Source organism: Streptomyces sp. KL109B (genome assembly GCF_030766935.1).
In the GTDB taxonomy this organism is placed as follows: domain Bacteria; phylum Actinomycetota; class Actinomycetes; order Streptomycetales; family Streptomycetaceae; genus Streptomyces.
Window position 1 is genome coordinate 166,649 of the sequence record NZ_JASERL010000004.1, and the last position, 25,994, is coordinate 192,642.

Below are 25,994 nucleotides of genomic sequence, written 5' to 3' on the forward strand. Positions count from 1 at the left end.
GCCGGCACGGACAGATGGCGACCTCGGCCCACTCCCACGTCGCGGCGCTCCGCCCCGGACCCCGCGCCTCAAACGCCGGCGAGGCTTGATTTGTCCGCCGGCTCTGACAGATGGCGACCTCGACCCACTCCCACGTCGCGGCGCTCCGCCCCGGACCCCGCGCCTCAAACGCCAGCGGGGCTTGATTTGGCCGCCGGCTCGGACAGATGGCGGCCTCGGCCCGCGCCCCGTGCCTCAGCCGTCGGTGGGGCTCGAAGGGGCTCCCAGCGTGGAGAGGCGGTCGAGTTGGGACGGGGTCAGGTGGAGGTTGGCTGCGGCGAGGTTCTCCTCCAGGTGGTCGATTCGGGCGGTGCCGGGGATCGGGAGGACGACCGGTGAGTGGGCGAGGAGCCAGGCGAGCGCGACCTGCGTCGGCGTACCCCCGGTCTCGGCCGCGACCGCGGCGATCTCGGCCCGCTCCCCCGCCGTCCCCGCGGCGACCGGCCGCCACGGCAGGAACCCGATGCCCGCCGCCTCGCAGGCCGCGAGCACCGGCTCGTGCTCGCGGTCGAGCAGGTTGTAGCGGTTCTGGACGCTGACGACGTCGACGATCTCCCGAGCCTGGGCGAGTTCGTCGACCGTGACCTCGGACAGGCCGAGCCGGCCGACCTTGCCCTCGGCCTGGAGTTCCCGCAGCGTGCCGAGTTGTTCGGCCAACGGGGTCTCCGGGTCGATACGGTGCAGCTGAAGCAGTTCGACCCGGTCGACGCGGAGCCGCCGCAGGGCCTGGTCGACCTGATCGCGCAGGATCTCCGGCCGCCCGTCAAGGCGCCACTCACCTCCGGGCCCGGTCCGCGCGACCCCGACCTTGGTCGTGACGAGCAGGTCGTCCGGGTAGGGGTACAGGGCCTCGGCAAGCAGTTCTTCGTTGGCGCCACCGCCGTACAGGTGCGCGGTGTCGACGAGCGTGACGCCCAGTTCGACGGCCCGCCGGGCAACCGCGAGCGACCTTGAGCGGTCGGCAGCGGGCTCGGTGGGCAAGTGCATGGCGCCGAACCCGAGCCTCCCCACGCGAATGGCTCCGCCATCGAACCCGAACGTACTCGATCCCATCCGCTGCCCCGGCCTCTCCGTGTTTCCGCGCTTCTCCGGTGAGCGGTGACAGTACCAACTCCGTTGAGCGTGAAGGGCGTTGGCGCATCTGCGGGGCGAGCGTCGAGAGGGCTGGGCCGGGCCACCGAGTCGAGCGTGCTGGGCCGGGTGGGCCGGGCCGGGCGCCCGGGCCAGCCATCCGGCACGCGCTCCGGCGCGGCGCGAGAACCACGCGCGGAGTCGGCCCCGGAGCTCGCCCCCCCCGACGCCACGCCCGAATTGGCGGGCGCCGCCGGGCACCGCCCGGACCTCGGGCCGAAGCCCCCCGGAGGGGGCGGGTAGGTGGGAGATGAGCGGGAAGCGGCGCAGCCGAAGGCCCCGGCGCCGCGCACCCGAACGAGAGAGCCACCCCGGTACCGCCCCAAAACCCCGGCGCCGCGCACCCGAACCCAAAGACCCCGCCCCCGGCACCACCCACCCCGGCCCCCGCCACCCCCACCCGAACCCCCACCAACGCAAAAGGCGGGCCGCGCCCCAAGGGGTGCGGCCCGCCCGGACGACCCGGTCGCCGGAGGCTAGAACGGTTCGAAGTCGTCGTACTCCTGCTGCGACTCGTCCCGCTCCGCCTGCTTCTCGCGCCGCCGCGTCACGGCAGGCCGCGGCGCCTCGAAACGGTGGTCCTCGCCACGGCGGCCGAGCATCTCGGCGCCCGCCATCACCGTCGGCTCCCAGTCGAAGACGACCGCGTTCTCCTCGGGGCCGATGGCGACTCCGTCACCGTGCCGGGCGCCCGCCTTCAGCAGCTCGTCCTCGACGCCGAGCCGGTTGAGCCGGTCGGCGAGGTAACCCACGGCCTCGTCGTTGTTGAAGTCGGTCTGGCGCACCCAGCGCTCCGGCTTCTCACCACGCACCCGGAACAGCGGAGCGCCCTCGTAGTCCTCGCGCCTGACGGTGAAGCCCGCGTCGTCCACGGCCTTGGGCCGGATGACGACCCGGGTCGCCTCCTCCTTCGGCTTCGCGGCACGCGCGCCGGACACCAGCTCGGCGAGCGCGAACGACAGCTCCTTGAGGCCCTTGTGGGCGACGGCCGACACCTCGAAGACGCGGTAGCCGCGCTCCTCCAGGTCGGGCCGCACCATGTCGGCGAGGTCCTGGCCGTCGGGTACGTCGATCTTGTTGAGGACCACGATGCGCGGACGGTTCTCGAGCCCGGCGCCGTACTCCTTCAGCTCCTCCTCGATCACGTCGAGGTCGGAGACCGGGTCACGGTCGGATTCGAGCGTCGCGGTGTCCAGTACGTGCACGAGCACGCTGCACCGCTCCACGTGCCGCAGGAACTCAAGGCCGAGGCCCTTGCCCTGGCTGGCGCCGGGGATCAGGCCCGGCACGTCCGCGATCGTGTAGACGGTCGCGCCGGCCGTCACCACTCCGAGGTTCGGGACGAGCGTCGTGAACGGGTAGTCCGCGATCTTCGGCTTGGCGGCGGAGAGCACGGAGATCAGCGAGGACTTGCCGGCGCTCGGGTAGCCGACCAGCGCGACGTCCGCGACCGTCTTCAGTTCGAGCACGACGTCGCGCTCGTCGCCGGGCACGCCCAGCAGCGCGAAGCCGGGCGCCTTGCGGCGGGCCGAGGCGAGCGCCGCGTTGCCGAGGCCGCCGCGGCCGCCCTGCGCGGCGACGAACGTGGTGCCCTGACCGACGAGGTCGGCGAGCACATTGCCCTGCTTGTCGAGGACGACGGTGCCGTCCGGGACGCGCAGGACGAGGTCGTCGCCCTCCTTGCCGGAGCGGTGGTCACCGGCGCCGGGCTGCCCGTTGGTCGCCTTGCGGTGCGGGTGGTGGTGGTAGTCGAGGAGCGTCGTGACGTCCTGGTCGACGACCAGGGTCACGTCACCGCCACGGCCGCCGTTGCCGCCGTCCGGGCCGCCGAGCGGCTTGAACTTCTCACGGTGGACGGAGGCACAGCCGTGGCCCCCGCTACCCGCGGCGACGTGCAGCTCGACGCGGTCCACGAAGGTGGTCATTGGTCAGTGCCTCCACAAACGAATGGATACGACGGGAAATGTCTCTACTTCAACACGCGAAAGGCGGACCCGCTTCCCCGTCGGGGAAGTGAGGTCCGCCTCGCGAAAAATCCAGGTCAGAAAGCCGTCAGGCGTTTCAGGCGACCGGGACGATGTTCACGACCTTGCGGCCACGGTGGGTACCGAACTCCACCGCACCGGCGTCAAGGGCGAACAGCGTGTCGTCCTTGCCACGGCCGACGCCGTTGCCCGGGTGGAAGTGGGTGCCGCGCTGGCGGACCAGGATCTCACCGGCGTTGACGGCCTGACCGCCGAAGCGCTTCACGCCGAGCCGCTGAGCATTGGAATCGCGCCCGTTCCGAGTGGACGATGCGCCCTTCTTGTGTGCCATCTTGTCTCAGTCCCTTACTTCGCAGCCGTGGGGATGCCGGTGACCTTGATCGCCGTGTACTGCTGGCGGTGGCCCTGGCGACGGCGGTAGCCGGTCTTGTTCTTGTAGCGAAGGATGTCGATCTTCGCGCCCTTGTGGTGGTCCACGACCTCGGCCTGGACCTTGATGCCGGCCAGCACCCACGGGTCGCTGGTCACGGCGTCACCGTCGACAACGAGCAGCGTAGAGAGCTCTACGGCGTCGCCAACCTTGGCAGTGGAAATCTTGTCAACCTCAACGATGTCGCCGACAGCAACCTTGTGCTGGCGACCACCGCTGCGCACGATGGCGTACACGCGGATCTCTCTCTCGCTCGGAACGGAACCCCCGCAGTCCAGCCGCACCGGAACCGGGCGGCCTCTCCCCGCGCGGACGCCGGGAGGAAAGAAGGTTTACGGGAGTGAGGCGCATCGATGGACACGCCGACGGTCAAGGTTACGGGGCGCCCCACAGAAGGGTCAAACCGGCCCCCGACCGTCACCCCCGCCGCACCCCTCAGGCCTTCGTGGCGCTCTTGATCTCACCGTCCTGCGGCAGCGTCTTGACGCCCTTGCACAGGCTCGTATTGTCCGAGACCCCCGGGTACGCGACGCCCCACACCTTGTTGAAGTGCTGTACGTACGTGTCGTGCACCGAGTCGTCGTCGATCTTGACGTACGCCTCGTCGTTCTCGCGCAGCGCCGGGTCCGAGGCGTTCTGCGAGCCGGTGAACGTGATCTTGTTGCGGGCCCCGTCGTACACGCCGTCGATCGCCACGTACTTGGTGTGGATGATGTACGGCGTCGTCGGCGAGGTCCGCGGGTCGTTATAGCAGCGCACCGGCGGGGCGCCGGAGGAGTGCATCGAGGTCCAGGTGCCGCTGTCGGACGTCGCGTACTCGATCTGGACCGTGCAGCCCGCCTTCTTCAGCGAGACCAGCTTGTCGGCGATGGCCTGCCGGGTGATCTGGAAGACCGCGGCGCGCACGACGGTCCGCTTGGTGGTGCCGGTCGCCGCGTCCTTGTAGGTGCACGAGACGTTGTTGAGCACCGAGTGCAGCGTGTCCGTGGAGTTCGTGGTGCCGGCCCGCGGGAAGAAGTACGCCTTGTAGTGGCCGTTGCTGACCGTGCGGTAGTCCCAGTTCGCCCAGTCCTTGAGGACCATGTCGTCGAAATAGTCCGAGTACGCGCCGTACAGGACCGGGTTGTTGGGCAGCTGGAGCGCGTCGTTGAAGAACTTCGTGTGCGCGGAGGGCGTCGAGTTCGACGTGGTCTGCACGACGACGTTCGTGGCGCCCTCGACCGCCGAGAACAGCCAGAACTTGTTGTGCATGATCGACTTCCCGAACTTCGGGTCGCCGAGGCAGGACTTCCCCGTGGGGCACAGCGTCACGAAGGACCCGTTGGCGCGGCTGGTGCCGAACAGCGCGGCCAGCTGCGAGTACACCGTGTTCTCCGGCCGGTCCGTCTTGCTGGTCGAGTCCAGCACGATCTGCACGCGTACGCCGCGGTCCTTGGCCCGCTTCAGCGCGTCGACGATCGTCTGCTCCCACACGTGGTAGACGGCGACCTTGATGGTCGATCCGGGCAGCGCCGCGTCCGTCAGCTCGACGAGCCGGGTGCGGATGGCGTACTGCTCCTGGGTCGTGCCCAGCGGGTTGTTGAAGATCGGCCCCTCGGTCCAGGTCCGCGCCCCGTCCGCCTCCGCGGTCCCGGCCGTGACCCCCGCCTGCACTCCGGCCGCCGAGAGCACGGTGGCCAGGGCCACCACCTGCCGTCCACCCTTGACCGGCTTCGCGGCACGGTGCCGGCCCGTGCCTCTGAGACGCACGTGCGCCATCACATTTCCCTCCCCTGACATACGCACGCGTCTCCCCACGCCCACCCATGTCCTTCACTTGTTCGACCGCATGAGTTTTACAGGCAGTTGAGCGATCTCCAAGTGGCAATGCGCGAATCGAGTGCTCTTCGAGATCTCCCGGATCCCTCACGTCGCCGGAAAACACGTCAATGCCCGACTTGCCGGTACATACGACGACGCCCCGCACAGCTCAGCTGTGCGGGGCGTCACACCCGGTACGGCGGCCCTGTACGGGCGGTCCGGTTAGGGCGTCGGTGCCTCAGGCCTCGTCGGCCGCGGCCGAGACGGACGGCAGCGACTGCTGCTCGGCCGCCGCGGTCTTCTTCGCGGTCGTCTTCTTGGCCGTCGTCTTCTTGGCGGCCGTCTTGGCGGTGGCGGTCTTGGCGGTGGCGGTCTTCTTCGCCGCCGTCGCCTTCTTGGCCGTGGCCTTCTTGGCGGCCGTCTTCTTGGCAGCCGTCTCCTTGGAGGCGGCCGTCTTGGTCGCGGCCGTCTTCTTGGTGGCGGCCTTCTTCGCCGTCGCCTTCTTGGCCGTCTTACGGGCGGCCTTCTTGGCGGCGGGCGCCTCCTCGGCCGCTTCCTCCTGTACGGGCGCCTCGGCGGCCTCGTCCGTCGCCGAAGGGACGACCACGACGGCCGCCTCCCCGGTGGTGGTCGGGGCGGTCGCCTTGCGGACGGCGCGGCGGCGCGGGCGGGCCGGGGCCGCGTCCTCGGCCGCCTCGGCCTGCGGCGCCTCCGGCACGACGGCCTTCGGCTGCTCCTCCCGCACCGGCTCCTTGACCGGCTCCGCGACGGTGACCACCGCGGCGGCCTCCTCCGAGGACGCCTTCGGGGAACCGGCGGGGGCGGACGCCTTGCGCGTGGCGCGGCGGCGGGCACGGGGCGCGGGGGCCTCGTCCCGCACCGGCTCGGCGGCGACGGGCGCGACGGCCTCGAAGACCTCGGCTACCTCGGCGGCCTTCGGCTCCTCGACGACCGGCTCGGGCTCGGGCGCGGGGGCCGCCGCCTTGGGCTCGGCCTCGACGGCCTTCTCCGCCTTCGCCTTCTTGCCGGACTTCGTCCTCGCCGGCTTCTCGGACTCCGCCTTCGGGGCACCGGCCGGGGCCGACGCACGGCGCGTGGCACGGCGGCGCGAACGGCCACGGCCCGCGGCCGCCTCCGCCTCGGCGGCGCTCGAGTACAGCTCCTCGTCCGGGACGAACTCCGGCTCGGGCAGCGCCACCGGGGCGGCGGCCTCCGCCGCGACCTCGGCCGCGGACTCGGTCTCCGGCTGCTCGACGGCGGCCGGGGCCTCGTGCGTGTCGTGCTGGTGCTCGCCGTTGCCGCCGCGGCCGCGCTTCTTGCGCTTGCCGCCGCCACCGCCGGAGGCGGACGCCTGCTCCATGTGCACGATGACGCCGCGCCCGTTGCAGTGCACGCAGGTCTCGGAGAAGGACTCCAGGAGCCCCTGACCGACCCGCTTACGGGTCATCTGGACCAGGCCCAGCGACGTGACCTCGGCGACCTGATGCTTCGTACGGTCGCGTCCCAGGCATTCGAGGAGCCGCCTCAGGACCAGGTCCCGGTTGGACTCCAGGACCATGTCGATGAAGTCGATGACGACGATGCCGCCCAGGTCGCGCAGCCGCAGCTGGCGCACGATCTCCTCGGCCGCCTCCAGGTTGTTCCTGGTCACGGTCTCTTCGAGGTTGCCGCCCTGGCCGGTGAACTTCCCGGTGTTGACGTCGACGACGATCATCGCCTCGGTCTTGTCGATCACCAGGGAGCCGCCGGACGGCAGCCACACCTTGCGGTCGAGCGCCTTGGCGAGCTGCTCGTCGATCCGGTACGTCGCGAAGACGTCGACCTCGGACGTCCACTTGGACAGCCGGTCCGACAGGTCGGGCGCCACGTGGTCGACGTAGCCGTGGATGGTCTCCCACGCCTCGTCACCGCTGACGATGACCTTCGAGAAGTCCTCGTTGAAGATGTCGCGAACGACGCGGACGGTCATGTCCGGCTCGCCGTACAGCAGGCTCGGCGACGAGGTCGAGATCTGCTTCGACTTCTTCTGGATGTCCTCCCACTGCGCGTGCAGACGCTCGACGTCGCGGCGCAGCTCCTCCTCGCTCGCACCCTCGGCGGCGGTGCGCACGATGACGCCCGCGTCCTCGGGGACGACCTTCTTGAGGATGGTCTTCAGGCGCGCGCGCTCGGTGTCGGGCAGCTTGCGGCTGATGCCGGTCATCGAGCCCTCGGGCACGTACACCAGGTAGCGGCCCGGCAGCGATACCTGGCTGGTCAGGCGGGCGCCCTTGTGGCCGATCGGGTCCTTGGTGACCTGCACGAGCACGGACTGGCCGGACTTCAGCGCGGTCTCGATGCGGCGCGGCCCGTTGGCCATGCCGAGCGCCTCGAAGTTGACCTCACCGGCGTACAGCACCGCGTTGCGGCCCTTGCCGATGTCGATGAAGGCGGCCTCCATCGACGGCAGCACGTTCTGGACCTTGCCCAGGTATACGTTGCCGACGTACGAGGTCGACTGCTCCTTGTTGACGTAGTGCTCGACGAGGATGTCGTCCTCGAGCACGCCGATCTGGGTGCGCTCGCCCTGCTGGCGGACCACCATGACGCGCTCGACGGCCTCGCGGCGCGCCAGGAACTCGGCCTCGGTGATGATCGGGACGCGGCGGCGACCCTGCTCGCGGCCCTCGCGGCGGCGCTGCTTCTTCGCCTCCAGACGCGTGGAGCCCTTGATGGACTGCACCTCGTCCGAGGACGTCGACCGGTCGGCCTTCTCTTCCTTCTTGCGCGGCTCGCGGACCTTGACGACCGTACGCTCCGGGTCGTCGGTCGACGACTGCTCGCCCTCGGGGGCGCTGTCACCGGCGCGGCGACGGCGGCGACGGCGGCGACGGCTGCTGCTCGAACCGCCGGAACCGGCGGACTCGTCGCGCTGCTCGTCGGCCTCGGCGCGGTCGTCATCGGACTCGGCGGCGGCCGGCTCGGCGTCCTCGTCGGAGGACTCGTTCTCGTTCTCGGTGTCGTTCTCGGCGTCGGCGGACTCGCCCCGACGGCGGCGACGGCCACCGCGACGACGGCGGCGGGCCGGGCGGTCCCCGTGCTCGTCCTGCTCGTCGTTCTCCTCGCCCCGCTGGTCCTGGTCCTGGTCCTGGCCCTCGGGCTCGGACTCGACCTCGGCCTCGGTGTCCGCGGCGGGCTCGACGGCGGCGGCCGGCTGCTCGTCGGCGGCGCGACGGCGGCGGCGACGGCGCGGCGTCTCCTCGGCGGCGGGCTGCTCGGGCTCGGCGGCCTTCTCCTCGGCGGCCTCGGCCGCGGCAGCGGCGGCGGCGCGCTCCGGCGTCTGGAACATCGGCTCGGTGAAGACCGGGGCCTGGAACGTGGCGACGGACGGGCGCTTCGGGCCCTTGTCGTCGGCCTGCTCGCCCCGGCCGGCCTTCGCCTTCGCCCCGGACTTCGTGGCCTTCGTCGCCTTCGGCTCGGCGAAGCCACCGGCGGCCTTGCGGGTGGCGCGGCGACGGCGGCGCGGCGACTCGTCCTCGGCGTCGGGCTCGGCGGCGGCCTCGGCCGGCTCCGCGGACTCGGCGGACTCGGCGGACTCGGCGGCGATGGCGTCGGAGATCTCCGGCGGGGCGGCCTGCGCGCTGGGCGCGGCGGCGCCACGGGTGGCACGGCGACGGTTGCGGCGCGGGGCGCCGGACTCCTCGGCGACCGGCTCCTCGGCCTGGGCGGCGGGCTGCTCGGCCGGGGCGGCGGGCTCGGCGGCCTCAGCGGTCTCGGTGGCCTCAGCGGTGGGCGCCGACACGGTGCGCGTGGCACGACGCCGACGACGCGGCGCGGCCGGCTCCTCGGCGGCGACCGGCTCGGCGACCGGCTCCGCCTCGGTCACGGTCTCGGCGGCGACGCTCTCGACGGCGGCCTCGGCCTGCGGCTCCTCGGCCTGGGCGGTGGGCGCCGACACGGTACGGGTGGCGCGGCGACGGCTGCGGCGTGGAGCGGCGGGCTCGTCGGCGGCGGCCGGCTCCTCGGCAGCGGGCTCAGCCGCGACAGCGGCCTCAGTGGCCTCAGTGGTCTCGGCGGCCTCAGCCGTCTCAGCGGTCGGCGCCGACACGGTACGCGTGGCACGACGCCGACGACGCGGCGCGGCCGGCTCCTCGGCGGCGACCGGCTCGGCGACCGGCTCCGCCTCGGGCACGGTCTCGGCGGCGGGCTCCGCCACCACGGTCGTCGCCTCGCCCTGCGCGGGCGCACCGGCGGGCGCGGAGGCGCGTCGGGTCGCGCGGCGGCGGGGCGGGGCGGCGACGGGCGCCGGGGAAGTCTCGGGGGTCTCGACGTCCGCCTCGGTGTCGGCGGCCGGAGTGGTGTCCGCGGCAGTGGCCGGTATGGCGACTGCGGCGTCCTCGGTGGCGGTGGCCTCCGGGGCGACCGGCGGGCCCGCGGGGCGCGACGCGGCCCGGCGCCGACGGCGCGGGGGCAGGGTGTCGCTGGGGCTGTCCAGCTCAGGGGTGGTGGGTTCGGTCTCGGGCATGCGGGTGGATCTCCCGTCGGGCCTCCGGGCGCCGCGCCTGATCCGTGACCGGTGACGTCTGCGGCTCACGCGCTACGTGATGAGCGCGGTGCCGCCGGTCCGGGGCGCGGGCGCCGCACGGAGGCTCTTTATGTCTGTTCTCGCCGGTTCCGGTACGCGATGTACGTACGGCCTGGCGAAAGTCCTTGGGTGGGTGCGCTGCCCGACCCAGGTGGCTCCCGAGTACGAGGGCGGCGCTACGACGACCGCCTTACGCGGAACCTTCCACGGCAGGCGCCGTCGCGGTGGCAGTTCCCGTGGCCGCCTTTTGTGGGGCGGTCGGGTCTGCCTCGCGGTCGAGCGCGAGCGGGTCGGTCACCGTGCCGGTCTCTTCGTCGAAAGGCCCCTGCGCCAGCCTGGTCACCGCTGCGGGGACCGGCGGCGCCAGGTCGGCCACGGCGCGAAGACCGGACAGGACGTCGTCGGGTCGTACGGCAGGCGTCACGTGCCGAACAACCAGCCGCAGTATCGCACAGGCCGCCTCGCTGGGCCTATCAGCCGGACCAGCCGAAACATCGGAGGCCTTGTGGGCCTCATGAGACTCGTGGGCCTCCAGGCCGACGACGGCCTCGCGGGCGTCGAACGTCCGGATCCCGCTCTTCGTCTTCCGCTGGACCTCGACGGTCTCGGCGGCGCGGAACGCCTCGGCGGCGCGCGCGGCCTCCTCGACCGAGACCCCGTCGAGCCGCAGCTCCCACACGGAGGCGGCGAGCCGGTCGGCGAGGCCCGAGGTGCGGGCCTCGACGGCGTCCACGATGTCGAGTCCTGTGGGCATCGACTCGTCGAGCAGCGCCATCAGCTTCGCGGGGTCGCGCGGCGCGGTGAGCGCGATCTCCAGGTACTCGGCCTCACTGCCCGTGCCGGTGGGTGCGGCATTGGCGTACGACACCTTGGGGTGCGGCGTGAACCCCGCCGAGTACGCCATGGGCACCTCGGCGCGGCGCAGCGCGCGCTCGAAGGCGCGCTGGAAGTCACGGTGGCTGGTGAACCGGAGGCGGCCGCGCTTGGTGTAGCGCAGTCGGATGCGCTGCACCGCGGGTGCGGGCGGCGGGCCTACGGGCTGTCGCTTGCCCAGTGGTCTATTCCTTAATGAATGCGGTCTTCGTGAGATCGGTCGTACTCGTATCAAGAGTACGACCCTGCGGGGCCCCCGGTTCCCGCTGGTCCCTGACCAGCGGTTCAGGCTGCTTCGGCGGGCCGAAGAGGGCGCGGCGGACGTCGGCGCGCGCCTGCCGGGCGGCGGCGCGGACGCTCGCGGCGACCCGGCCCACCGGCGCCAGCACGTAGTCGCGCACCACGTGCCCCACCGGAGTGAGCACCGTGCGGTACACCCACCGCAGCGGGTCCACGATCAGCCACCGCAGCGCCCGGCCGACGGCACGGGACACGTACCCGGCGATCCGCCACGCGACGCGCAGCGCGTCCCAGATCTCGCGCCCGACGACGGCGAGCACCGCCCCCACGGCCCGCCCCACGGCGGCGAGCGCCCGCCCGACCGGCACCAGCACCCACCGCCACACCGCGAGCAGCGGCACGACCACCAACACCCGCCCCAGCCAGGCGAGTCCACGTCCGAGCGGCGCCAACACGTAGTCCCACAGGGCCCGTCCGACGGGCGCGAGGACATGGGCGTACAGCCATACGGCGGGGATGACGATCAACACCCGTCCCAGCCAAGCCAGTCCACGTCCGATCGGCGTGAGCACGTAGCGCCACAGCATCTCGCAGGGCCACACGAAAACCCCGTACAGCACCCAGCCGATCGCCTTCGCGAGCGGCAGCAGCAGGTACCGGCCGAGGAAGCGGCCCACCGCCACGAGCGCGTCCCACACGAGTCGCAGCGGCACCACGAGGACGACCATCACGATGCGCAGCGGCAGCCTGATCGCCGCCACGAGACAGCCCTCGTCGGCCTGTTGGGGCCGCGCGGGCCACGGCTCCGTCTTCTTGTCCTGCACGCCTTCCATGCCTCCCCAGACGCAACCGGCCGACGTCCGGATGCAGTTGTGGGGCGGCCGGTTCGTCAACCGGCCGCCCCACACGCGTACTTGCGGGTTCCGCCTACTTCACCACGGTCAGCGGGAGCAGCTTCTTGCCCGTCGGGCCGATCTGGATCTCCGTGTCCATCGCCGGGCAGACACCGCAGTCGAAGCACGGGGTCCAGCGGCAGTCGTCGACCTCGGTCTCGTCGAGGGCGTCCTGCCAGTCCTCCCAGAGCCAGTCCTTGTCGAGACCGGAGTCCAGGTGGTCCCAGGGCAGGACCTCCTCGTACGTACGCTCACGCGTCGTGTACCAGTCGACGTCGACGCCGTGCGCGGGCAGCGTCTTCGCGGCGCACTCCATCCAGCGGTCGTAGGAGAAGTACTCGCGCCAGCCGTCGAAGCGGCCGCCGTCCTCGTAGACGGCGCGGATGACGTCGCCGATGCGGCGGTCGCCGCGGGAGAGGAGGCCCTCGACGATGCCGGGCTTGCCGTCGTGGTAACGGAAGCCGATGGAGCGGCCGTACTTCTTGTCGCCGCGGATCTTGTCGCGGAGCTTGGCGAGCCGCTCGTCGGTGTCCGTGGAGCTGAGCTGCGGCGCCCACTGGAAGGGGGTGTGCGGCTTGGGCACGAAGCCGCCGATCGAGACCGTGCAGCGGATGTCGTTGCCCGCGACCTCGCGGCCCTTGGCGATGACGTTGGCCGCCATGTCGGCGATCTGGAGGACGTCCTCGTCGGTCTCGGTGGGCAGGCCGAGCATGAAGTACAGCTTCACCTGGCGCCAGCCGTTGCCGTAGGCCGTGGCGACCGTACGGATCAGGTCCTCTTCGCTGACCATCTTGTTGATGACCTTGCGCATGCGTTCCGAGCCGCCCTCGGGGGCGAACGTCAGGCCCGAGCGGCGGCCGTTGCGCGTCAGCTCGTTGGCGAGGTCGATGTTGAAGGCGTCGACGCGGGTCGAGGGGAGGGAGAGGCCGATCTTGTCTTCCTCGTACCGGTCCGCGAGCCCCTTGGCGACCTCGCCGATCTCGGAGTGGTCGGCCGAGGACAGGGAGAGCAGGCCGACCTCCTCGAAGCCGGTCGCCTTGAGGCCCTTGTCGACCATCTCGCCGATGCCGGTGATGCTTCGCTCCCGTACGGGACGCGTGATCATGCCGGCCTGGCAGAAGCGGCAGCCGCGGGTGCAGCCGCGGAAGATCTCGACGGACATCCGCTCGTGCACCGTCTCCGCGAGCGGCACGAGGGGCTGCTTCGGGTACGGCCACTCGTCGAGGTCCATGACCGTGTGCTTGGACACGCGCCACGGGACGCCGGAGCGGTTCGGGACGACGCGGCCGATGCGGCCGTCGGGCAGGTACTCGACGTCGTAGAAGCCGGGGACGTAGATGTTCCCCGTCTTCGCGAGGCGGAGCAGGACCTCCTCGCGGCCGCCGGGGCGGCCCTCGGCCTTCCAGCCTCGGATGATCTCCGTCATGTCGAGGACGGCCTGCTCGCCGTCGCCGATGACGGCGGCGTCGATGAAGTCGGCGATCGGCTCCGGGTTGAAGGCCGCGTGGCCGCCCGCGAGGACGATCGGGTCCTCGACCGTGCGGTCCTTGGACTCCAGCGGGATGCCGGCCAGGTCGAGCGCGGTCAGCATGTTCGTGTAGCCGAGCTCGGTGGAGAAGCTGAGCCCGAAGACGTCGAAGGCCTTCACCGGGCGGTGGCTGTCGACCGTGAACTGCGGCACGTCGTGCTTGCGCATCAGCTCTTCGAGGTCCGGCCACACGCTGTACGTGCGCTCGGCGAGGACGCCCGCGCGTTCGTTCAGCACCTCGTACAGGATCATGACGCCCTGGTTGGGCAGGCCGACCTCGTACGCGTCGGGGTACATGAGCGCCCAGCGGACGTCGCACTCCTCCCACGGTTTGACCGTGGAGTTCAGCTCACCGCCGACGTACTGGATCGGCTTCTGCACGTGCGGCAGCAAGGCTTCGAGCTGCGGAAAGACGGACTCCACCGGCGAGGCGGCGGCTTCGGCAGGCATAACCGTGGACCTTCGTGAGCTGACAGGGGTGACCCTCAAGCCTAACCCGCCGAAAGGGACGGTTCCGCAGCCCGTCCCCAGACCCCCGGCAGCTCCCGCTCCCGGTCCGCCGCGGACGCCTGTTCCTGGCCGTACAGGAGGCCCCAGGTGAAGGCGGACTCCCCCGCCGCGTGCGCCTGGACCGCGAGGTCGCGCAGGGCCTCGCGGGCGACGACGCTGTCCTGGTGGTCGCCGAGCACCGTCTGTACGTCCTTCATGGCGCGCGCGAAGCGTTTCGCCTGCTTGCCGAGGGCGGGGGCCGCGGCCTCTCCCGCGTACCGGGCGCGCTTGGCGGCCTTGCGGGCGTCGTGCATCGCGAGGTCGCGGTCCTCGCCCGGGTCGAGGGACAGGGCGTGTTCGATACGGGTGGCGAGGCGGGCGTGGTCCTTGAGGGCGGCCTTGGCGAGGGTCGCGGCGGCCGGGCGGTCGGCGGCGGGCTTCAGGGGCGGGTCCGCGAGCAGCGCGTCGAGGGTCTGGAGGAGGTCCAGGTAGCGCTTGCTGTCGAGGACGGCGACCGTGTGCCGGCGCGAGCCCTGGCGGCGGGCGGCGGCCCAGGTGCGCAGGCGGCCGCGGACGGGGCCGAGCAGCAGGGGGCGGGGCAGCGCGTCCATGCGGCCGGTGATGCGTTCGGTGAGCACTTCGCGGTCCCGGTCGATGCCCAACTCGGCGGCGAGCCACTTGAGTTCCTCGCCGACGGGTTCGGTGACGGCCGGGTCGAGGAGTTTCTTGTACGTCTTGAACGCGCTGCGCAGGCGGCGGGTGGCGACGCGCATCTGGTGCACCGAGTCCGGCAGGTCGCGGCGGACGGCGGGGTCGAGCTCGACGAGGGCGTCGCGCTGGGCGCGCAGGTGGGCGAGGACGTGGGCGGCGGCGGTGTCGGGGGCGCCGGTGGGGCGCTGTGTCTTCGTCTTCGTACGTTGCTCAGCCCCGGTCTCCGCCAGCGCCCGCGCCAGCTTCGACGCGGAGCCGGAGCGTTCGACGCCTGCCTTGCGGAGGCGTTTCTCGACCTTGCCGAGGAAGGCCGGGTCGGCGCCGTCCGCGAGCTCGACCTCGATCTCGGTCCAGGCGGTGGTCCGCTTCCCGTCGGCGCGTTCGGCGCGGACGGCGTCGACGCAGACCTCGGCGAGGAGTGAGCCGTCGGCGCCGGTGAGGTGGGAGACGTCGCGGGAGGAGCGGAGGCGGACGACCGGGATCAGCGCGTCGCCGCGGACCCGGGAGCGGACGAGGCCGGCGAGGGTGCGCGGGAGGGTGGCGGAGGGTGGGGCCTGCACCTCGTCGCGGATGCCTTCGTCGAGGGCGACCGGGAGTTTCAGGTGCCAGCCGGCGTCGTCGCCGCCGCTGCGGAGGCGCAACGTGATCTTGTCGGTGGCGAGGCGTTGGTCCTCGGTGTCGTAGTAGACGGCGTCGAGTTCGACGACGCCCTTGTCGACGACGGACGAGACGCCGGGGACCTTGCGCAGGTCGGGTAGCCGGAAGTGTTCGGCCGGGGCGTCGTACTTTCGCTCGATTTCGCGCTTGGTCTCCGCCATGAACCGAATTTAGTCGTGACCGGCGCCGTGGCCAAGGTCTCGGGGCTCCGCCCCGGACCCCGCGCCTCAAGCGCCGGCGGGGCTGGATGTACCGAACCGGCGTTGCGCTGGCTTGAAGAGCGGCCCGCGGCGATCAGGCCGACATCGGGCGTTGGGCCTTGATCGACTGCAACAGCCCCACCGCCACCCACACCGCGAACATCGACGACCCCCCGTACGACACGAACGGCAGCGGCAGGCCCGCCACCGGCATGATGCCGAGGGTCATGCCGACGTTCTCGAAGGCCTGGAAGGCGAACCAGGCGATGATGCCGGCCGCGACGATCGTGCCGTACAGCTCGCTCGTGCCGCGCGCGATCTTGCACGCACGCCACAGCACCACACCCAGCAGCAGCAGGATGAGGCCCGCGCCGACGAAGCCGAGCTCCTCGCCGGCCACCGTGAAGACGAAGTCCGTCTGTTGTTCGGGGACGAACTGGCCGGTGGTCTGCGAGCCGTGGAAAAGGCCGGACCCCGTCAATCCGCCCGAACCGATCGCGATGCGGGCCTGGTTGGTGTTGTAGCCGACGCCCGCCGGGTCGAGCGCCGGGTTGGCGAAGGCGGCGAAGCGGGCGATCTGGTAGTCGTCGAGGACGCCCAACTGCCAGACGGCGACCGCGCCCGCCGCGCCGACGCCGATCAGGCCGAGCACCCAGCGGTTGGAGGCACCCGACGCGAGCAGCACGCCGAGCACGATCATCACCATCACCATGACGGAGCCGAGGTCCGGCATCAGCATGACGATGAGCATCGGGACGGCGGCGAGCCCGATGGCCTGGAGCACCGTGCGGTGGTCGGGGTGTTCGCGGTCGCCCGCGTCGACGCGGGTCGCGAGGATCATCGCCATGCCGAGGATGATCGTGATCTTCACGAACTCGGAGGGCTGGAGGGAGAATCCGCCGCCGATGACGATCCAGGCGTGCGCCCCGTTCACCGTCGCGCCGAGCGGCGTGAGGACGAGGAGGACGAGGAAGACGGAGATGCCGTAGAGGATCGGGACGGCCGTGCGCAGCGTGCGGTGCCCGAGCCAGACCGTGCCCGCCATCAGCGCGATGCCGATGCCGGTGTTCAGCAGGTGCCGGAACAGGAAGTAGTACGGGTCGCCCTGGTTGAGCTCGGTCCTGTTGCGGGTCGCCGAGTAGACGAGCGCGGCGCCGATGAAGGACAGCGCGACCGCCGCGAGCAGCATCGGCCAGTCGAGCCTGCGCACCACCGAGTCGCGGGCCATGAGCCGCGACATGGTGGAGCGCTGCGGCCCGTAGCCGGAGACGGAGAAGCCATTGCCGGTCACCGGTCAGTCCCTCCTACTGCTGCTGTTGCCGTACGTGGAGGTGGGCAGCGTCGCCGCCAGGTTCTGCTGGGCGGGCGTCGTGTCCTTGACCGGCTGGAACGGTTCGATCTTCGGGGCGTCGATGGAGCCGTCCTTCTGGATCTTCGGGAGGCTCTTCTGCGGCTCGGGCAACAGGGCCTTCTTCTTGTTGATGCCGCCCTTGTTGTCGACGCCGTAGATCGCGTCGTAGATCTTGCGGACGGCGGGGCCCGAGGCGCCGGAACCCGTACCACCCTGGGCGATCGTCATGACGACCGAGTAGTCCTTCGTGTACGTCGCGAACCACGACGTCGTCTGCTTGCCGTAGACCTCCGCGGTACCGGTCTTGGCGTGCATCGGGATCTTGTTCTGCGGCCAGCCGCCGAAGCGCCAGGCGGCGGTGCCGCGGGTGGCGACGCCGGCGAGGGCCTGGTCGATGTGTTGCTGGGTCTGCTTCGTCATGGGCAGCTTGCCCTGCGACTTGGGCGCGATCTCGTTGACCTGCTTGCCGTCGGGGCTGACCACGGCCTTGCCGACGGAGGGCTGGTAGAGGGTGCCGCCGTTGGAGATGGCTCCGTAGATCCGGGCCATCTGGATCGGGGTGACGAGGGTGTCGCCCTGGCCGATGGAGTAGTTGACCTCGTCACCGGCGCGCATCACGTTGCCCTGGCGGCAGTTCTCCCAGTTGAGCCGCTCGACGTAGGAGCCGTCCTTCTTGCCGCCCTTGCACCAGGCGTCCTTGTTGGCCTTCCAGTACTCCTGCTTCCACTTCCGGTCGGGGACCCGGCCGTTGACCTCGTTCGGCAGGTCGATGCCGGTCTCCTTGCCGAGGCCGAACTGGTGGGCCGTCTTGTAGAAGGAGTCGTCGGCGTCGACGCCGCCCTTGGGGTGGATGCCGCCGAGCTTCTGCCACTCCTTGTGGGCGAGGCCGTAGAAGACGGTGTCGCAGGAGACCTCAAGGGCGCGGCCGAGGCTGATCGGGCCGAAGTTCTCCGACTCGAAGTTCTTGAAGACCTGGCTGCCGATCGAGTACGAGCTGGTGCACGGGTAGCGGCCGTTGAACGGGTACCCGGCGTTGACCGCGGCGGTCGACGAGATCACCTTGAAGATCGAGCCTGGCGCCGACTGGCCCTGGATCGCCCGGTTGAGGAGCGGGTAGTTGGACTTCTTGCCGGTGAGCTTGGCGTAGTCCTTGCCGGAGATACCGCCGACCCAGGCGTTCGGGTCGTACGTCGGGTTGGAGGCCATGGCGACGACGCGCCCGGTCTTGGCCTCCATGACGACGACGGAACCGGCATCGGCCTTGTAGTTCTCGCCGGTGTTCTTGTCGAACTCGTGGCGGGCGGCCTTCATCGCCGCGTCGAGCTCCTTCTCGGCGACGGACTGCACGCGCGCGTCGATCGACGTGACGACGTTGGCTCCCGGCTCGGCCTTGTCGCTCTCGGCGCGGCCGATGACGCGGCCGAGGTTGTCGACCTCGTAGCGGGTGACACCGGCCTTGCCGCGCAGCTCCTTGTCGTAGGTGCGCTCAAGTCCCGAGCGGCCGACCTGGTCGGAGCGGAGGTAGGGCGAGTCGGTGTTCTTGGCCTTCTCGATCTCCGCGTCGGTGACCGGGGAGAGGTAGCCGAGGACCTGCGCGGTGTTGGAGCCGCCGGGGCCCGCGTAGCGGCGGACGGCGGTGGGTTCGGCGGTGATGCCGGGGAAGTCCTCGCTGCGCTCGCGGATTTGCAGGGCCTGCTTGGGAGTTGCCTCGTCGGTGATCGGGATGGGCTGGTACGGCGAGCCGTTCCAGCAGGGCTGCGGCGTCTCGGCGTCGCAGAGCCTGACCTTCTCCTGGATGGTCTTGGGCTTCATGCCGAGGACCTTGGCGAGCTTGGCGAGGACGGCCTTGCCCTCGTCGTCCATCTTCATCAGGTCGGTGCGGGACGCGGAGACGACGAGCCGGGTCTCGTTGTCGGCGAGCGGCACGCCGCGCGCGTCGAGCAGCGAGCCGCGGGTGGCGGGCGTGACGACCTGCTGGACGTGGTTCCCGGACGCCTCCTTGGCGTACTCGTCGCCGTTGCGGACCTGGAGGTACCAGAGGCGGCCGCCGAGGGTGAGCAGGAGGGAGAGGACGAGGATCTGAAGGATGATGAGCCGGATCTGGACGCGTGGCGTACGGCCCGTCTCGGGGATGTTGGTCACGGTGGCGTGCTCCCCCTCTCAGTACGAGGACGTGTACGAGTACGAGTAGGTGTACACGCCGAAGCTGTGTGTGCCCGCGGCTTCTCCGGTGGCTTCGCGGGTCAACTGCCGTGCGCTCACAGGCGCTTGACCCCCTTGATGCGGCCCGCGCGGGAGGCGCGCGCCTTGACCGAGCGCATGCGCAGTCCGCCGCCGCCCTTGCCGCCGATGCTCAGGCCCGTGCCGCCGCCGGAGACCCAGCCGGAGGAGACGTCGGCGGCCTTGGCGGAGCCGCCGGAGGTCTCGCCGAGCGGGTTGCTCTCGGCACGTCTGGCGAGCCACATGACGCCGGGTACGACGAACGGGGCGAGCAGCAGGTCGTAGAGCGCGGCGGTGAAGATGAGGCTGCCGAGGCCGACGTCGCGGGCGGCGGTGTCGCCGACGAGCGCGCCCACACCGGCGTACAGCAGGGTCGTGCCGACGGCGGCGCCGACGACCACGAGCATGGGTCCCGCGGCCGAACGGATCTGGCCGCTCTCGGGCTTGGCGAGTCCTGCCAGATAGCCGATGACGCAGAGCACGAGCGCGTAGCGGCCCGCGGCGTGGTCGGCGGGCGGCGCGAGGTCCGCGAGCAGTCCGGCGCCGAAGCCGACGAAGGCGCCGCCGACATGGCCGTAGACGAGGGCGAGGCCGAGGACGGTCAGGAGCAGCAGGTCGGGTACGGCGCCGGGCAGTTGCAGCCGGGCCAGGATGCAGACCTGGAGGACGAGGGCCACGACGACGAGGACCGTGGAGAGCAGCATCCGGTTGAAGCGCATGATTCTTTTGCTCCTCCTGCTACTGCTGCTGGTCTGCGTTGTTGTCTGCGGCGCCGTTGCCGCCGCCCTCGCCGTTGCCCGCGTCGTCCGCGCCCGGGGTGGCGGTCACGGTGACGGTGGGTGTCGGCTTGGGCTTGGCGGGCTTCTTCGGCAGGACCGTGTCCCGGGGGTCCTCGCGGGGTGCCTGCACGACGACGCCGACGACGTCGAGCTTGGTGAATCCGACGTACGGCTTCACGTAGACGGTGCGGGTCAGGTCGCCGCCGGAGGGGTCGACGCGGACGACGCGGCCGACGGGGACGCCGGGCACGAACGGCTTGTCGGCCTGCGAGCCGAAGGTGACGAGGCGGTCGCCCTTGTTCACCTTGGCCTTGCCGTTGAGGAGCTGGACGCGCAGCGGGCGGTCGCCCTGCCCGGAGGCGAAGCCGAGCTCGTCGGTCTTCTCCATGCGGGTGCCGACGGTGAAGTCGGGGTCGTTGGCGAGCAGCACGGTCGAGGTGTTCGGGCCGACGGTCGTGACGCGGCCGACGAGTCCGTCGCCGTTGAGTACCGTCATGTCGCGCTTGAGGCCGTCGTTGGCGCCGGCGTCGATGGTGACGGTCCAGGAGAAGCCCTGGGCGGCGCCGATGGCGACGACCTGGGCGCCCTTGATGCCGTATTGGCCTGCGCCGGCGGTCTTGAGCATGGCGTCGAGCTGGCGGACCTTGCTGCGGTTGCGGTCGCTGCTGCCGAGCTTGGCCTTCAACGCGGCGTTCTCTTGCTCCAGTTGGCCGATGCGGTCGTGCCGCTTGTCGGAGTCCCGGACGGCGCTTATGGCGTTGCCGATCGGGTCGACCGCGCCGGAGACCCCGTTCTCCACCGGGCCGAAGACCGTGGCGGCGGCGTGGCGGGCACCGTCGACCGGCGAGTCCTCGCCGCCGCGGATGTCCACCGTGATCAGTGCGAACGCGATGGCGATCAGCAGCACCAGGAGCAGCCGGCTCTCTCGTGTGTCCCTCACGTGCGGCGGCCGTGCCTTCCTCTATCGGTTGCGTCGAGCGGTACTCGGTTACGTCGAGCGGTACTTCGGAGGATTTCTTATGCCTTGCCTATATATCAACGATCCGCCGCACGAGGTGGCAGGCACTCGTACGGCGGACGTTTTCGCTTTACATCATCTGCGCGGCGAGGCGTCCAGGACCTGCTGGAGCGCCTCGAACTCCTCGACGCACTTGCCGGAGCCGAGCGCCACGCTGTCCAGCGGGTCCTCGGCGATGTGGATCGGCATGCCCGTCTCGCGGCGGAGCCGCTCGTCGAGGCCGCGCAGCAGGGCGCCGCCACCAGTGAGAACGATGCCGCGGTCCATTACGTCACCGGACAGTTCGGGCGGGCACTTGTCGAGGGTGGTCTTCACGGCGTCGACGATCGCGTTGACCGGTTCTTCGATCGCCTTGCGGACTTCCGCCGCCGAGATGACGACGGTCTTGGGCAGCCCCGACACAAGGTCGCGGCCGCGGATCTCGGTGTGTTCGTCGGAGTCGAGGTCGTACGCGGAGCCGATCGTGATCTTGATCTGTTCGGCGGTCCGCTCACCGAGGAGGAGCGAGTACTCCTTCTTGATGTGCTGGATGATCGCGTTGTCCAGCTCGTCGCCCGCGACGCGGATGGACTGCGCCGTGACGATGCCGCCGAGCGAGATCACCGCGACCTCGGTGGTGCCGCCGCCGATGTCGACCACCATGTTGCCCGTGGCCTCGTGGACCGGGAGCCCGGAGCCGATGGCCGCGGCCATGGGCTCCTCGATGATGTGCACCTGGCGGGCACCGGCCTGCGACGAGGCCTCGATGACCGCGCGGCGCTCGACGCCGGTGATGCCGGACGGCACGCAGACGACGACGCGAGGCCGGGCGAGGTAGCGCCGCTTGTGCACCTTCAGGATGAAGTAGCGGAGCATTCGCTCGGTGATCTCGAAGTCGGCGATCACGCCGTCCTTGAGCGGGCGGACGGCCACGATGTTGCCCGGCGTGCGCCCGATCATCTTCTTGGCTTCGGCGCCGACCGCGAGGATGCCACCGGTGTTGGTGTTGATCGCGACCACGGACGGCTCGTTGAGCACGATCCCTCGACCCCTGACGTACACCAGCGTGTTGGCGGTCCCGAGGTCGACAGCCATGTCACGGCCGATGAACGACATTGAGTTCCCCATCAGGATTCGTCTGGCCTTCCCAAGTGGAGCGTTTGATGGCTTGTCAGGTAGGCGAGAGGGTGGACGCGGTGTGGCGTGGAGGCTCCATCGTAGTCTCGCCTGCACGATCACGGCGCGAGGGTCTTCGCCATTGTCAGCATGGGAGTCCCCGCCCCGCTAATGGGGACGTGCCGACGGAGGATTGCGTTCCCCCAATTGGGCCGCGTATGCAAAAGAGCGGCCCGAATTCTCGGGCCGCTCCTGGTCAGTGGCGCTCCGTGACTGACGCGACATCAGAAAACGAACTCGGCCGGTCTCGTGGAGTCTCATGGAGCGGACACCGGGTGTCTCACCCGTCCGACGCGAAGTCCGGAATGCGAGAAGTCCGGTTTCGCGGCGGCTTACGTTGTACCGCGACTTACGAGAAATCCGGGAAGAAAATCTTGAGCTCGCGCTCGGCGGACTCCTCGGAGTCGGAGGCGTGGATCAGGTTCTCGCGAACAATGACGCCGAAGTCGCCGCGGACGGAGCCGGGCGCGGCGGCGATCGGGTCCGTCGGCCCGGCCAGCTGGCGGACGCCCTCGATGACGCGCTCGCCCTCGACGACCAGGGCGACGACCGGGCCGGACGACATGAAGGCGACCAGCGGCTCGTAGAAAGGCTTGCCCTTGTGCTCGCCGTAGTGCGTCTCCAGCGTCTCCTGGCTCAGGCTGCGCAGTTCGAGGGCGCTGATCGTCCAGCCGGCCTTGCGCTCGATGCGGCCGATGATCTCGCCGATCAGGCCGCGGCGGACGGCGTCGGGCTTGAGCAGGACGAGCGTGCGCTGGGTCATTTTGCGGGACTCCTTGTGGGGCCTAGTTGTGCGGTGACGGACGAGGTTACAGGGCGTCACCGCCGCCGTGACAGGCGGGCGGCGCCGGTCCTGCGCCTCGGGGCTCCGCCCCGGACCCCGCTCCTCAAACGCCGGAGGGGCTGGATTCGGCCCACCGTGCCTTCGCCTCGTCGACCTTGCGGCCGAAGTGGACCGAGGCCCACCAGAGGGCGGCGAAGCAGGCGCCGAGGAAGAACATGAGGGGGACGAAGAAGCCGCTGATGACGAGGGCGATCTGGAGGGCCCAGCCGAGCTGGACGCCGCCGGGCCGTGTCACCATGCCGCACAGCAGCACGCTGAGCAGCATCGCGACGCCGCACACCGTCCACACCACACCGGCCGAAAGGCTCTCGTCCTTCATGGCCACGAGCCCGGCGAAGCCGATGACGAAGAACTCGGCGAGCAGGGTCGAGGAGCACAAGGTACGCATGGCGGTCAGCCCTTCCCCAGGAGCAGCCGGGCCTCGCCGACCGTGATCACGGAACCGGTCACGAGCACTCCCCCGCCCGCGTACTCGCCCTCTTCCTCGGCGAGCGTGATGGCGGCCTCCAGCGCGTCGTCGAGGCGCGGCTCGACCTGCACGCGGTCGTCGCCGAAGACCTCCACCGCGATGCCCGCCAGTTCGTCGGCGTCCATGGCGCGGTGGCTGGAATTCTGCGTCACGACGATCTCGGCGAAGATCGGCTCGAAGGCTTCGAGGAGGCCCCGTACGTTCTTGTCGCCGCTCGCCCCGACGACGCCGATGAGGCGGCTGAAGTCGAAGACCTCGCCGATCGCCTCGGCGGTGACGCGGGCGCCCGCCGGGTTGTGCGCGGCGTCGAGGACGACGGTCGGCGAGCGCCGGACCACTTCGAGACGGCCGGGCGACGTGGCCGAGGCGAACGCCGTACGGATCGTGTCGATGTCGAGCGGGCGCGCGTGCTGCGAGCCGATACCGAAGAACGCCTCTACGGCGGAGAGCGCGACGGCCGCGTTGTGCGCCTGGTGCGCGCCGTGCAGCGGAAGGAAGATGTCCTCGTACTCGCCGCCGAGCCCGCGCAGCGTCACCAACTGGCCGCCCACGGCGACCTCGCGCCGGACGACGCCGAATTCAAGGCCCTCGCGAGCCACCGTCGCGTCCCGCTCCACGGCCTTCTTCAGGATCACCTGCGCCGCGTCCACCGGCTGCTGCGCCATGATCACGGAGGCGTCCTGCTTGATGATGCCGGACTTCTCGGTGGCGATCTCGCCGGGCGTGGAGCCGAGCCGGTCGGTGTGGTCGAGGTCGATGGGGGTGATGACGGCGACCGAGCCGTCGATCACGTTCGTCGCGTCCCAGCTGCCGCCCATGCCGACCTCGACGACCGCCACGTCCACGGGCGCGTCGGCGAAGGCCGCGTACGCCATGCCGGTCAGCACCTCGAAGAAGGAGAGGCGGTACTCCTGCTGGGAGTCCACCATCTCGATGTACGGCTTGATGTCGTCGTACGTCTCGACGAAGCGCTCGTGGTCGATCGGCGCGCCGTCCAGGCTGATCCGCTCGGTGATCGACTGGACGTGCGGCGACGTGTACCGGCCGGTGCGCAGGTCGAAGGCCGTGAGCAGGGCTTCGATCATGCGGGCCGTGGACGTCTTGCCGTTCGTGCCCGTGATGTGGATCGAGGGGTACGCCTTCTGCGGCTCGCCCAGTACGTCCATCAGCGCGGCGATGCGGTCGACGGACGGCTCCAGCTTCGTCTCGCCCCAGCGCGTGGCGAGCTCGGCCTCCACCACCCGCAGCGCCTTCTCCACCTCGGGGTCCTCGGGGCGGGCCGGAATCCCGTCGCCCTGCGGCGGCGCCGACTGCGTGCGCAGCGTGCGGCTGCCCGCCTCGATCACCGCCAGGTCGGGGTCGCGGGTGGTCTCTTCACCGACGATCTCTTCGAACGGGTCGGCGTCGTCTGCGGGGTCGTAATCGCCGCTGTCGCGCGGGGGGAGGTCACTCACGTACGCCAGTCTACGGAGGTCCACCGACAGCGCGCCCGACCCCACCCGCCGTCCCGGTCCGCCATCCCCGACATCCCAGTTCAGGACTTTGGTCCTGTCCGTTTCGGGACCTTGGTCCCTCCGGAACGGTGTCCGGCCCGGCAAACTTGCTGATCATGGACATAGGCATCGATCTCGGCACCGCCAACACCCTTCTCTACGTGCGCGGTCAGGGCATCGTGCTGAACGAACCCTCGGTCGTCGCCGTGAAGGCCGGCGGGCGCGGCGAGGTGCTCGCCGTGGGGAGCGAGGCGAAGGAGACCATCGGGCGCACCCCGGGGTCCATCACCGCGATCCGGCCGCTGCGGGACGGCGTGATCAGCGACTACGAGGCGGCCGAGGAGATGATCCGGCACCTCGTACGGAAGGTGGTGCCGGGCCGGCGCCCCCGTACGCGCATGGTGGTGTGCGTGCCGAGCGGGGTCACGCCCGTGGAGCGGCGGGCCATCGTGCACGCGGCGCAGCGGGCCGGCGGGAAGACGGTGCACCTGATCGAGGAGCCGATGGCGGCGGCGATCGGGGCGGGGCTTCCGGTGGCGGATCCGCGCGGGTCGATGGTCGTGGACATCGGTGGCGGCACCAGCGAGGTGGCCGTCATCTCCCTTGGCGGCGTGGTCACTTCGCAGTCGCTGCGGGTGGGCGGAGACCGCTTCGACGAGGCGATCACGGATTTCGTGCGCAAGGAGCACGGGCTGCTGATCGGGGAGCGTACGGCCGAGGACATCAAGGTCGCGATCGGTTCGGCGTGGCCGGTGCCGGGTGAGGACGCGTTCGAGATGCGGGCGTTCACCGTGCGGGGGCGGGAGAAGGTGGCGGGGCTGCCGAAGACGGTCGAGCTGACCGTGCGGGAGGTGCGGGCCGCGCTCGACGAGCCCGTGGAGGCGGTCATCGCGGCGGTGCGGGCGACGTTGGAGGAGTGTCCTCCGGAGTTGTCGGGGGACGTGATGGAGCACGGGATCGTGCTGACGGGTGGGGGTGCGTTGTTGCCGGGGCTCGATCTGCGGATTGCCTCCGGCACGGGGATTCCGGTTTTTGTTGCGGAGGATCCGTTGGATTCGGTCGCGTTGGGGTGCGGGAAGTGTGTGGATGACTTCGACGGGTTGCAGCGGATGATGGCGGCGTAAC

Annotated in this window: 19 protein-coding genes; 1 reads left to right on the top strand and 18 read right to left on the bottom strand. The window is 70.7% G+C overall.

Translation table 11 applies throughout. The annotated features are described in order from the left end of the window. Window positions 1-234: 234 nt before the first annotated feature. The 18 genes from RBJ65_RS15430 to RBJ65_RS15515 all read right to left on the bottom strand — a co-directional run bounded on the left by RBJ65_RS15430 (window position 235) and on the right by RBJ65_RS15515 (window position 24,830). Complete coding sequence (locus tag RBJ65_RS15430) at window positions 235-1,092, bottom strand: aldo/keto reductase (RefSeq protein WP_306323871.1); 858 nt, start codon at window positions 1,090-1,092, stop codon at window positions 235-237. 554 nt (window positions 1,093-1,646) lie between these two features. Next, entirely contained in the window at window positions 1,647-3,095 is a 1,449-nt protein-coding gene (gene obgE, locus RBJ65_RS15435; RefSeq protein ID WP_306323872.1) for a GTPase ObgE, read from the bottom strand. Window positions 3,096-3,231: 136 nt separating this feature from the next. Beyond that, a complete protein-coding gene (gene rpmA / locus RBJ65_RS15440; RefSeq protein ID WP_306323873.1) occupies window positions 3,232-3,486 on the bottom strand; it encodes a 50S ribosomal protein L27 in 255 nt (84 codons plus the stop codon). A gap of 14 nt (window positions 3,487-3,500) precedes the next feature. Continuing rightward, window positions 3,501-3,821 carry a 50S ribosomal protein L21 gene (gene rplU / locus RBJ65_RS15445; RefSeq protein ID WP_306323874.1) on the bottom strand — a complete coding sequence of 107 codons (321 nt, stop codon included), beginning with the start codon at window positions 3,819-3,821 and terminating at the stop codon, window positions 3,501-3,503. Window positions 3,822-4,020: 199 nt separating this feature from the next. Then, window positions 4,021-5,343: a phospholipase D-like domain-containing protein gene (locus tag RBJ65_RS15450; RefSeq protein WP_306323875.1), complete on the bottom strand. Its 1,323-nt coding sequence runs from the start codon at window positions 5,341-5,343 to the stop codon at window positions 4,021-4,023. 280 nt (window positions 5,344-5,623) lie between these two features. Then, on the bottom strand, window positions 5,624-9,889 hold the full coding sequence (locus tag RBJ65_RS15455; protein WP_306332141.1) for a ribonuclease E/G: 4,266 nt from the start codon (window positions 9,887-9,889) through the stop codon (window positions 5,624-5,626). Window positions 9,890-10,139: 250 nt separating this feature from the next. Next, complete coding sequence (locus RBJ65_RS15460) at window positions 10,140-10,961, bottom strand: TIGR03936 family radical SAM-associated protein (RefSeq protein ID WP_306323050.1); 822 nt, start codon at window positions 10,959-10,961, stop codon at window positions 10,140-10,142. A 46-nt stretch (window positions 10,962-11,007) separates the two neighbouring features. Further along, window positions 11,008-11,895: a hypothetical protein gene (locus RBJ65_RS15465; RefSeq protein ID WP_306323051.1), complete on the bottom strand. Its 888-nt coding sequence runs from the start codon at window positions 11,893-11,895 to the stop codon at window positions 11,008-11,010. A gap of 94 nt (window positions 11,896-11,989) precedes the next feature. Next, window positions 11,990-13,933 carry a TIGR03960 family B12-binding radical SAM protein gene (locus RBJ65_RS15470; protein WP_306323052.1) on the bottom strand — a complete coding sequence of 648 codons (1,944 nt, stop codon included), beginning with the start codon at window positions 13,931-13,933 and terminating at the stop codon, window positions 11,990-11,992. A gap of 41 nt (window positions 13,934-13,974) precedes the next feature. Further along, a complete protein-coding gene (locus tag RBJ65_RS15475; protein WP_306323053.1) occupies window positions 13,975-15,501 on the bottom strand; it encodes a CYTH and CHAD domain-containing protein in 1,527 nt (508 codons plus the stop codon). 133 nt (window positions 15,502-15,634) lie between these two features. Beyond that, on the bottom strand, window positions 15,635-16,831 hold the full coding sequence (gene rodA / locus RBJ65_RS15480; protein ID WP_306323054.1) for a rod shape-determining protein RodA: 1,197 nt from the start codon (window positions 16,829-16,831) through the stop codon (window positions 15,635-15,637). Window positions 16,832-16,834: 3 nt separating this feature from the next. Next, a complete protein-coding gene (gene mrdA, locus RBJ65_RS15485; protein WP_306323055.1) occupies window positions 16,835-19,033 on the bottom strand; it encodes a penicillin-binding protein 2 in 2,199 nt (732 codons plus the stop codon). A 116-nt stretch (window positions 19,034-19,149) separates the two neighbouring features. Next, complete coding sequence (gene mreD, locus RBJ65_RS15490; protein ID WP_306323056.1) at window positions 19,150-19,830, bottom strand: rod shape-determining protein MreD; 681 nt, start codon at window positions 19,828-19,830, stop codon at window positions 19,150-19,152. A gap of 19 nt (window positions 19,831-19,849) precedes the next feature. Beyond that, window positions 19,850-20,830 carry a rod shape-determining protein MreC gene (mreC, locus tag RBJ65_RS15495; protein ID WP_306323057.1) on the bottom strand — a complete coding sequence of 327 codons (981 nt, stop codon included), beginning with the start codon at window positions 20,828-20,830 and terminating at the stop codon, window positions 19,850-19,852. A gap of 153 nt (window positions 20,831-20,983) precedes the next feature. Then, on the bottom strand, window positions 20,984-22,003 hold the full coding sequence (locus RBJ65_RS15500; protein ID WP_266719674.1) for a rod shape-determining protein: 1,020 nt from the start codon (window positions 22,001-22,003) through the stop codon (window positions 20,984-20,986). Window positions 22,004-22,412: 409 nt separating this feature from the next. Then, window positions 22,413-22,826, bottom strand: coding sequence for a nucleoside-diphosphate kinase (ndk, locus tag RBJ65_RS15505; protein WP_306323058.1), 414 nt, complete (start codon window positions 22,824-22,826; stop codon window positions 22,413-22,415). 124 nt (window positions 22,827-22,950) lie between these two features. Beyond that, on the bottom strand, window positions 22,951-23,295 hold the full coding sequence (locus tag RBJ65_RS15510; RefSeq protein ID WP_306323059.1) for a DUF4233 domain-containing protein: 345 nt from the start codon (window positions 23,293-23,295) through the stop codon (window positions 22,951-22,953). Window positions 23,296-23,300: 5 nt separating this feature from the next. Then, window positions 23,301-24,830 carry a folylpolyglutamate synthase/dihydrofolate synthase family protein gene (locus RBJ65_RS15515; protein ID WP_306323060.1) on the bottom strand — a complete coding sequence of 510 codons (1,530 nt, stop codon included), beginning with the start codon at window positions 24,828-24,830 and terminating at the stop codon, window positions 23,301-23,303. A 155-nt stretch (window positions 24,831-24,985) separates the two neighbouring features. Between RBJ65_RS15515 and RBJ65_RS15520 the strand changes: the two genes are divergently transcribed. Continuing rightward, a complete protein-coding gene (locus RBJ65_RS15520; protein WP_306323061.1) occupies window positions 24,986-25,993 on the top strand; it encodes a rod shape-determining protein in 1,008 nt (335 codons plus the stop codon). The last annotated feature ends 1 nt before the right edge of the window (window position 25,994 follow it).

Coding starts and splice junctions, on each gene's coding strand:
- RBJ65_RS15430 (WP_306323871.1), bottom strand. CDS start 1,092: ATGGGATCGAGTACGTTCGGGTTCGATGGCGGAGCCATTCGCGTGGGG.
- obgE (WP_306323872.1), bottom strand. CDS start 3,095: ATGACCACCTTCGTGGACCGCGTCGAGCTGCACGTCGCCGCGGGTAGC.
- rpmA (WP_306323873.1), bottom strand. CDS start 3,486: ATGGCACACAAGAAGGGCGCATCGTCCACTCGGAACGGGCGCGATTCC.
- RBJ65_RS15450 (WP_306323875.1), bottom strand. CDS start 5,343: ATGGCGCACGTGCGTCTCAGAGGCACGGGCCGGCACCGTGCCGCGAAG.
- RBJ65_RS15455 (WP_306332141.1), bottom strand. CDS start 9,889: ATGCCCGAGACCGAACCCACCACCCCTGAGCTGGACAGCCCCAGCGAC.
- RBJ65_RS15465 (WP_306323051.1), bottom strand. CDS start 11,895: ATGGAAGGCGTGCAGGACAAGAAGACGGAGCCGTGGCCCGCGCGGCCC.
- RBJ65_RS15470 (WP_306323052.1), bottom strand. CDS start 13,933: ATGCCTGCCGAAGCCGCCGCCTCGCCGGTGGAGTCCGTCTTTCCGCAG.
- RBJ65_RS15475 (WP_306323053.1), bottom strand. CDS start 15,501: ATGGCGGAGACCAAGCGCGAAATCGAGCGAAAGTACGACGCCCCGGCC.
- mreD (WP_306323056.1), bottom strand. CDS start 19,830: ATGCGCTTCAACCGGATGCTGCTCTCCACGGTCCTCGTCGTCGTGGCC.
- RBJ65_RS15500 (WP_266719674.1), bottom strand. CDS start 22,003: ATGTCGTTCATCGGCCGTGACATGGCTGTCGACCTCGGGACCGCCAAC.
- ndk (WP_306323058.1), bottom strand. CDS start 22,826: ATGACCCAGCGCACGCTCGTCCTGCTCAAGCCCGACGCCGTCCGCCGC.
- RBJ65_RS15510 (WP_306323059.1), bottom strand. CDS start 23,295: ATGCGTACCTTGTGCTCCTCGACCCTGCTCGCCGAGTTCTTCGTCATC.
- RBJ65_RS15520 (WP_306323061.1), top strand. CDS start 24,986: ATGGACATAGGCATCGATCTCGGCACCGCCAACACCCTTCTCTACGTG.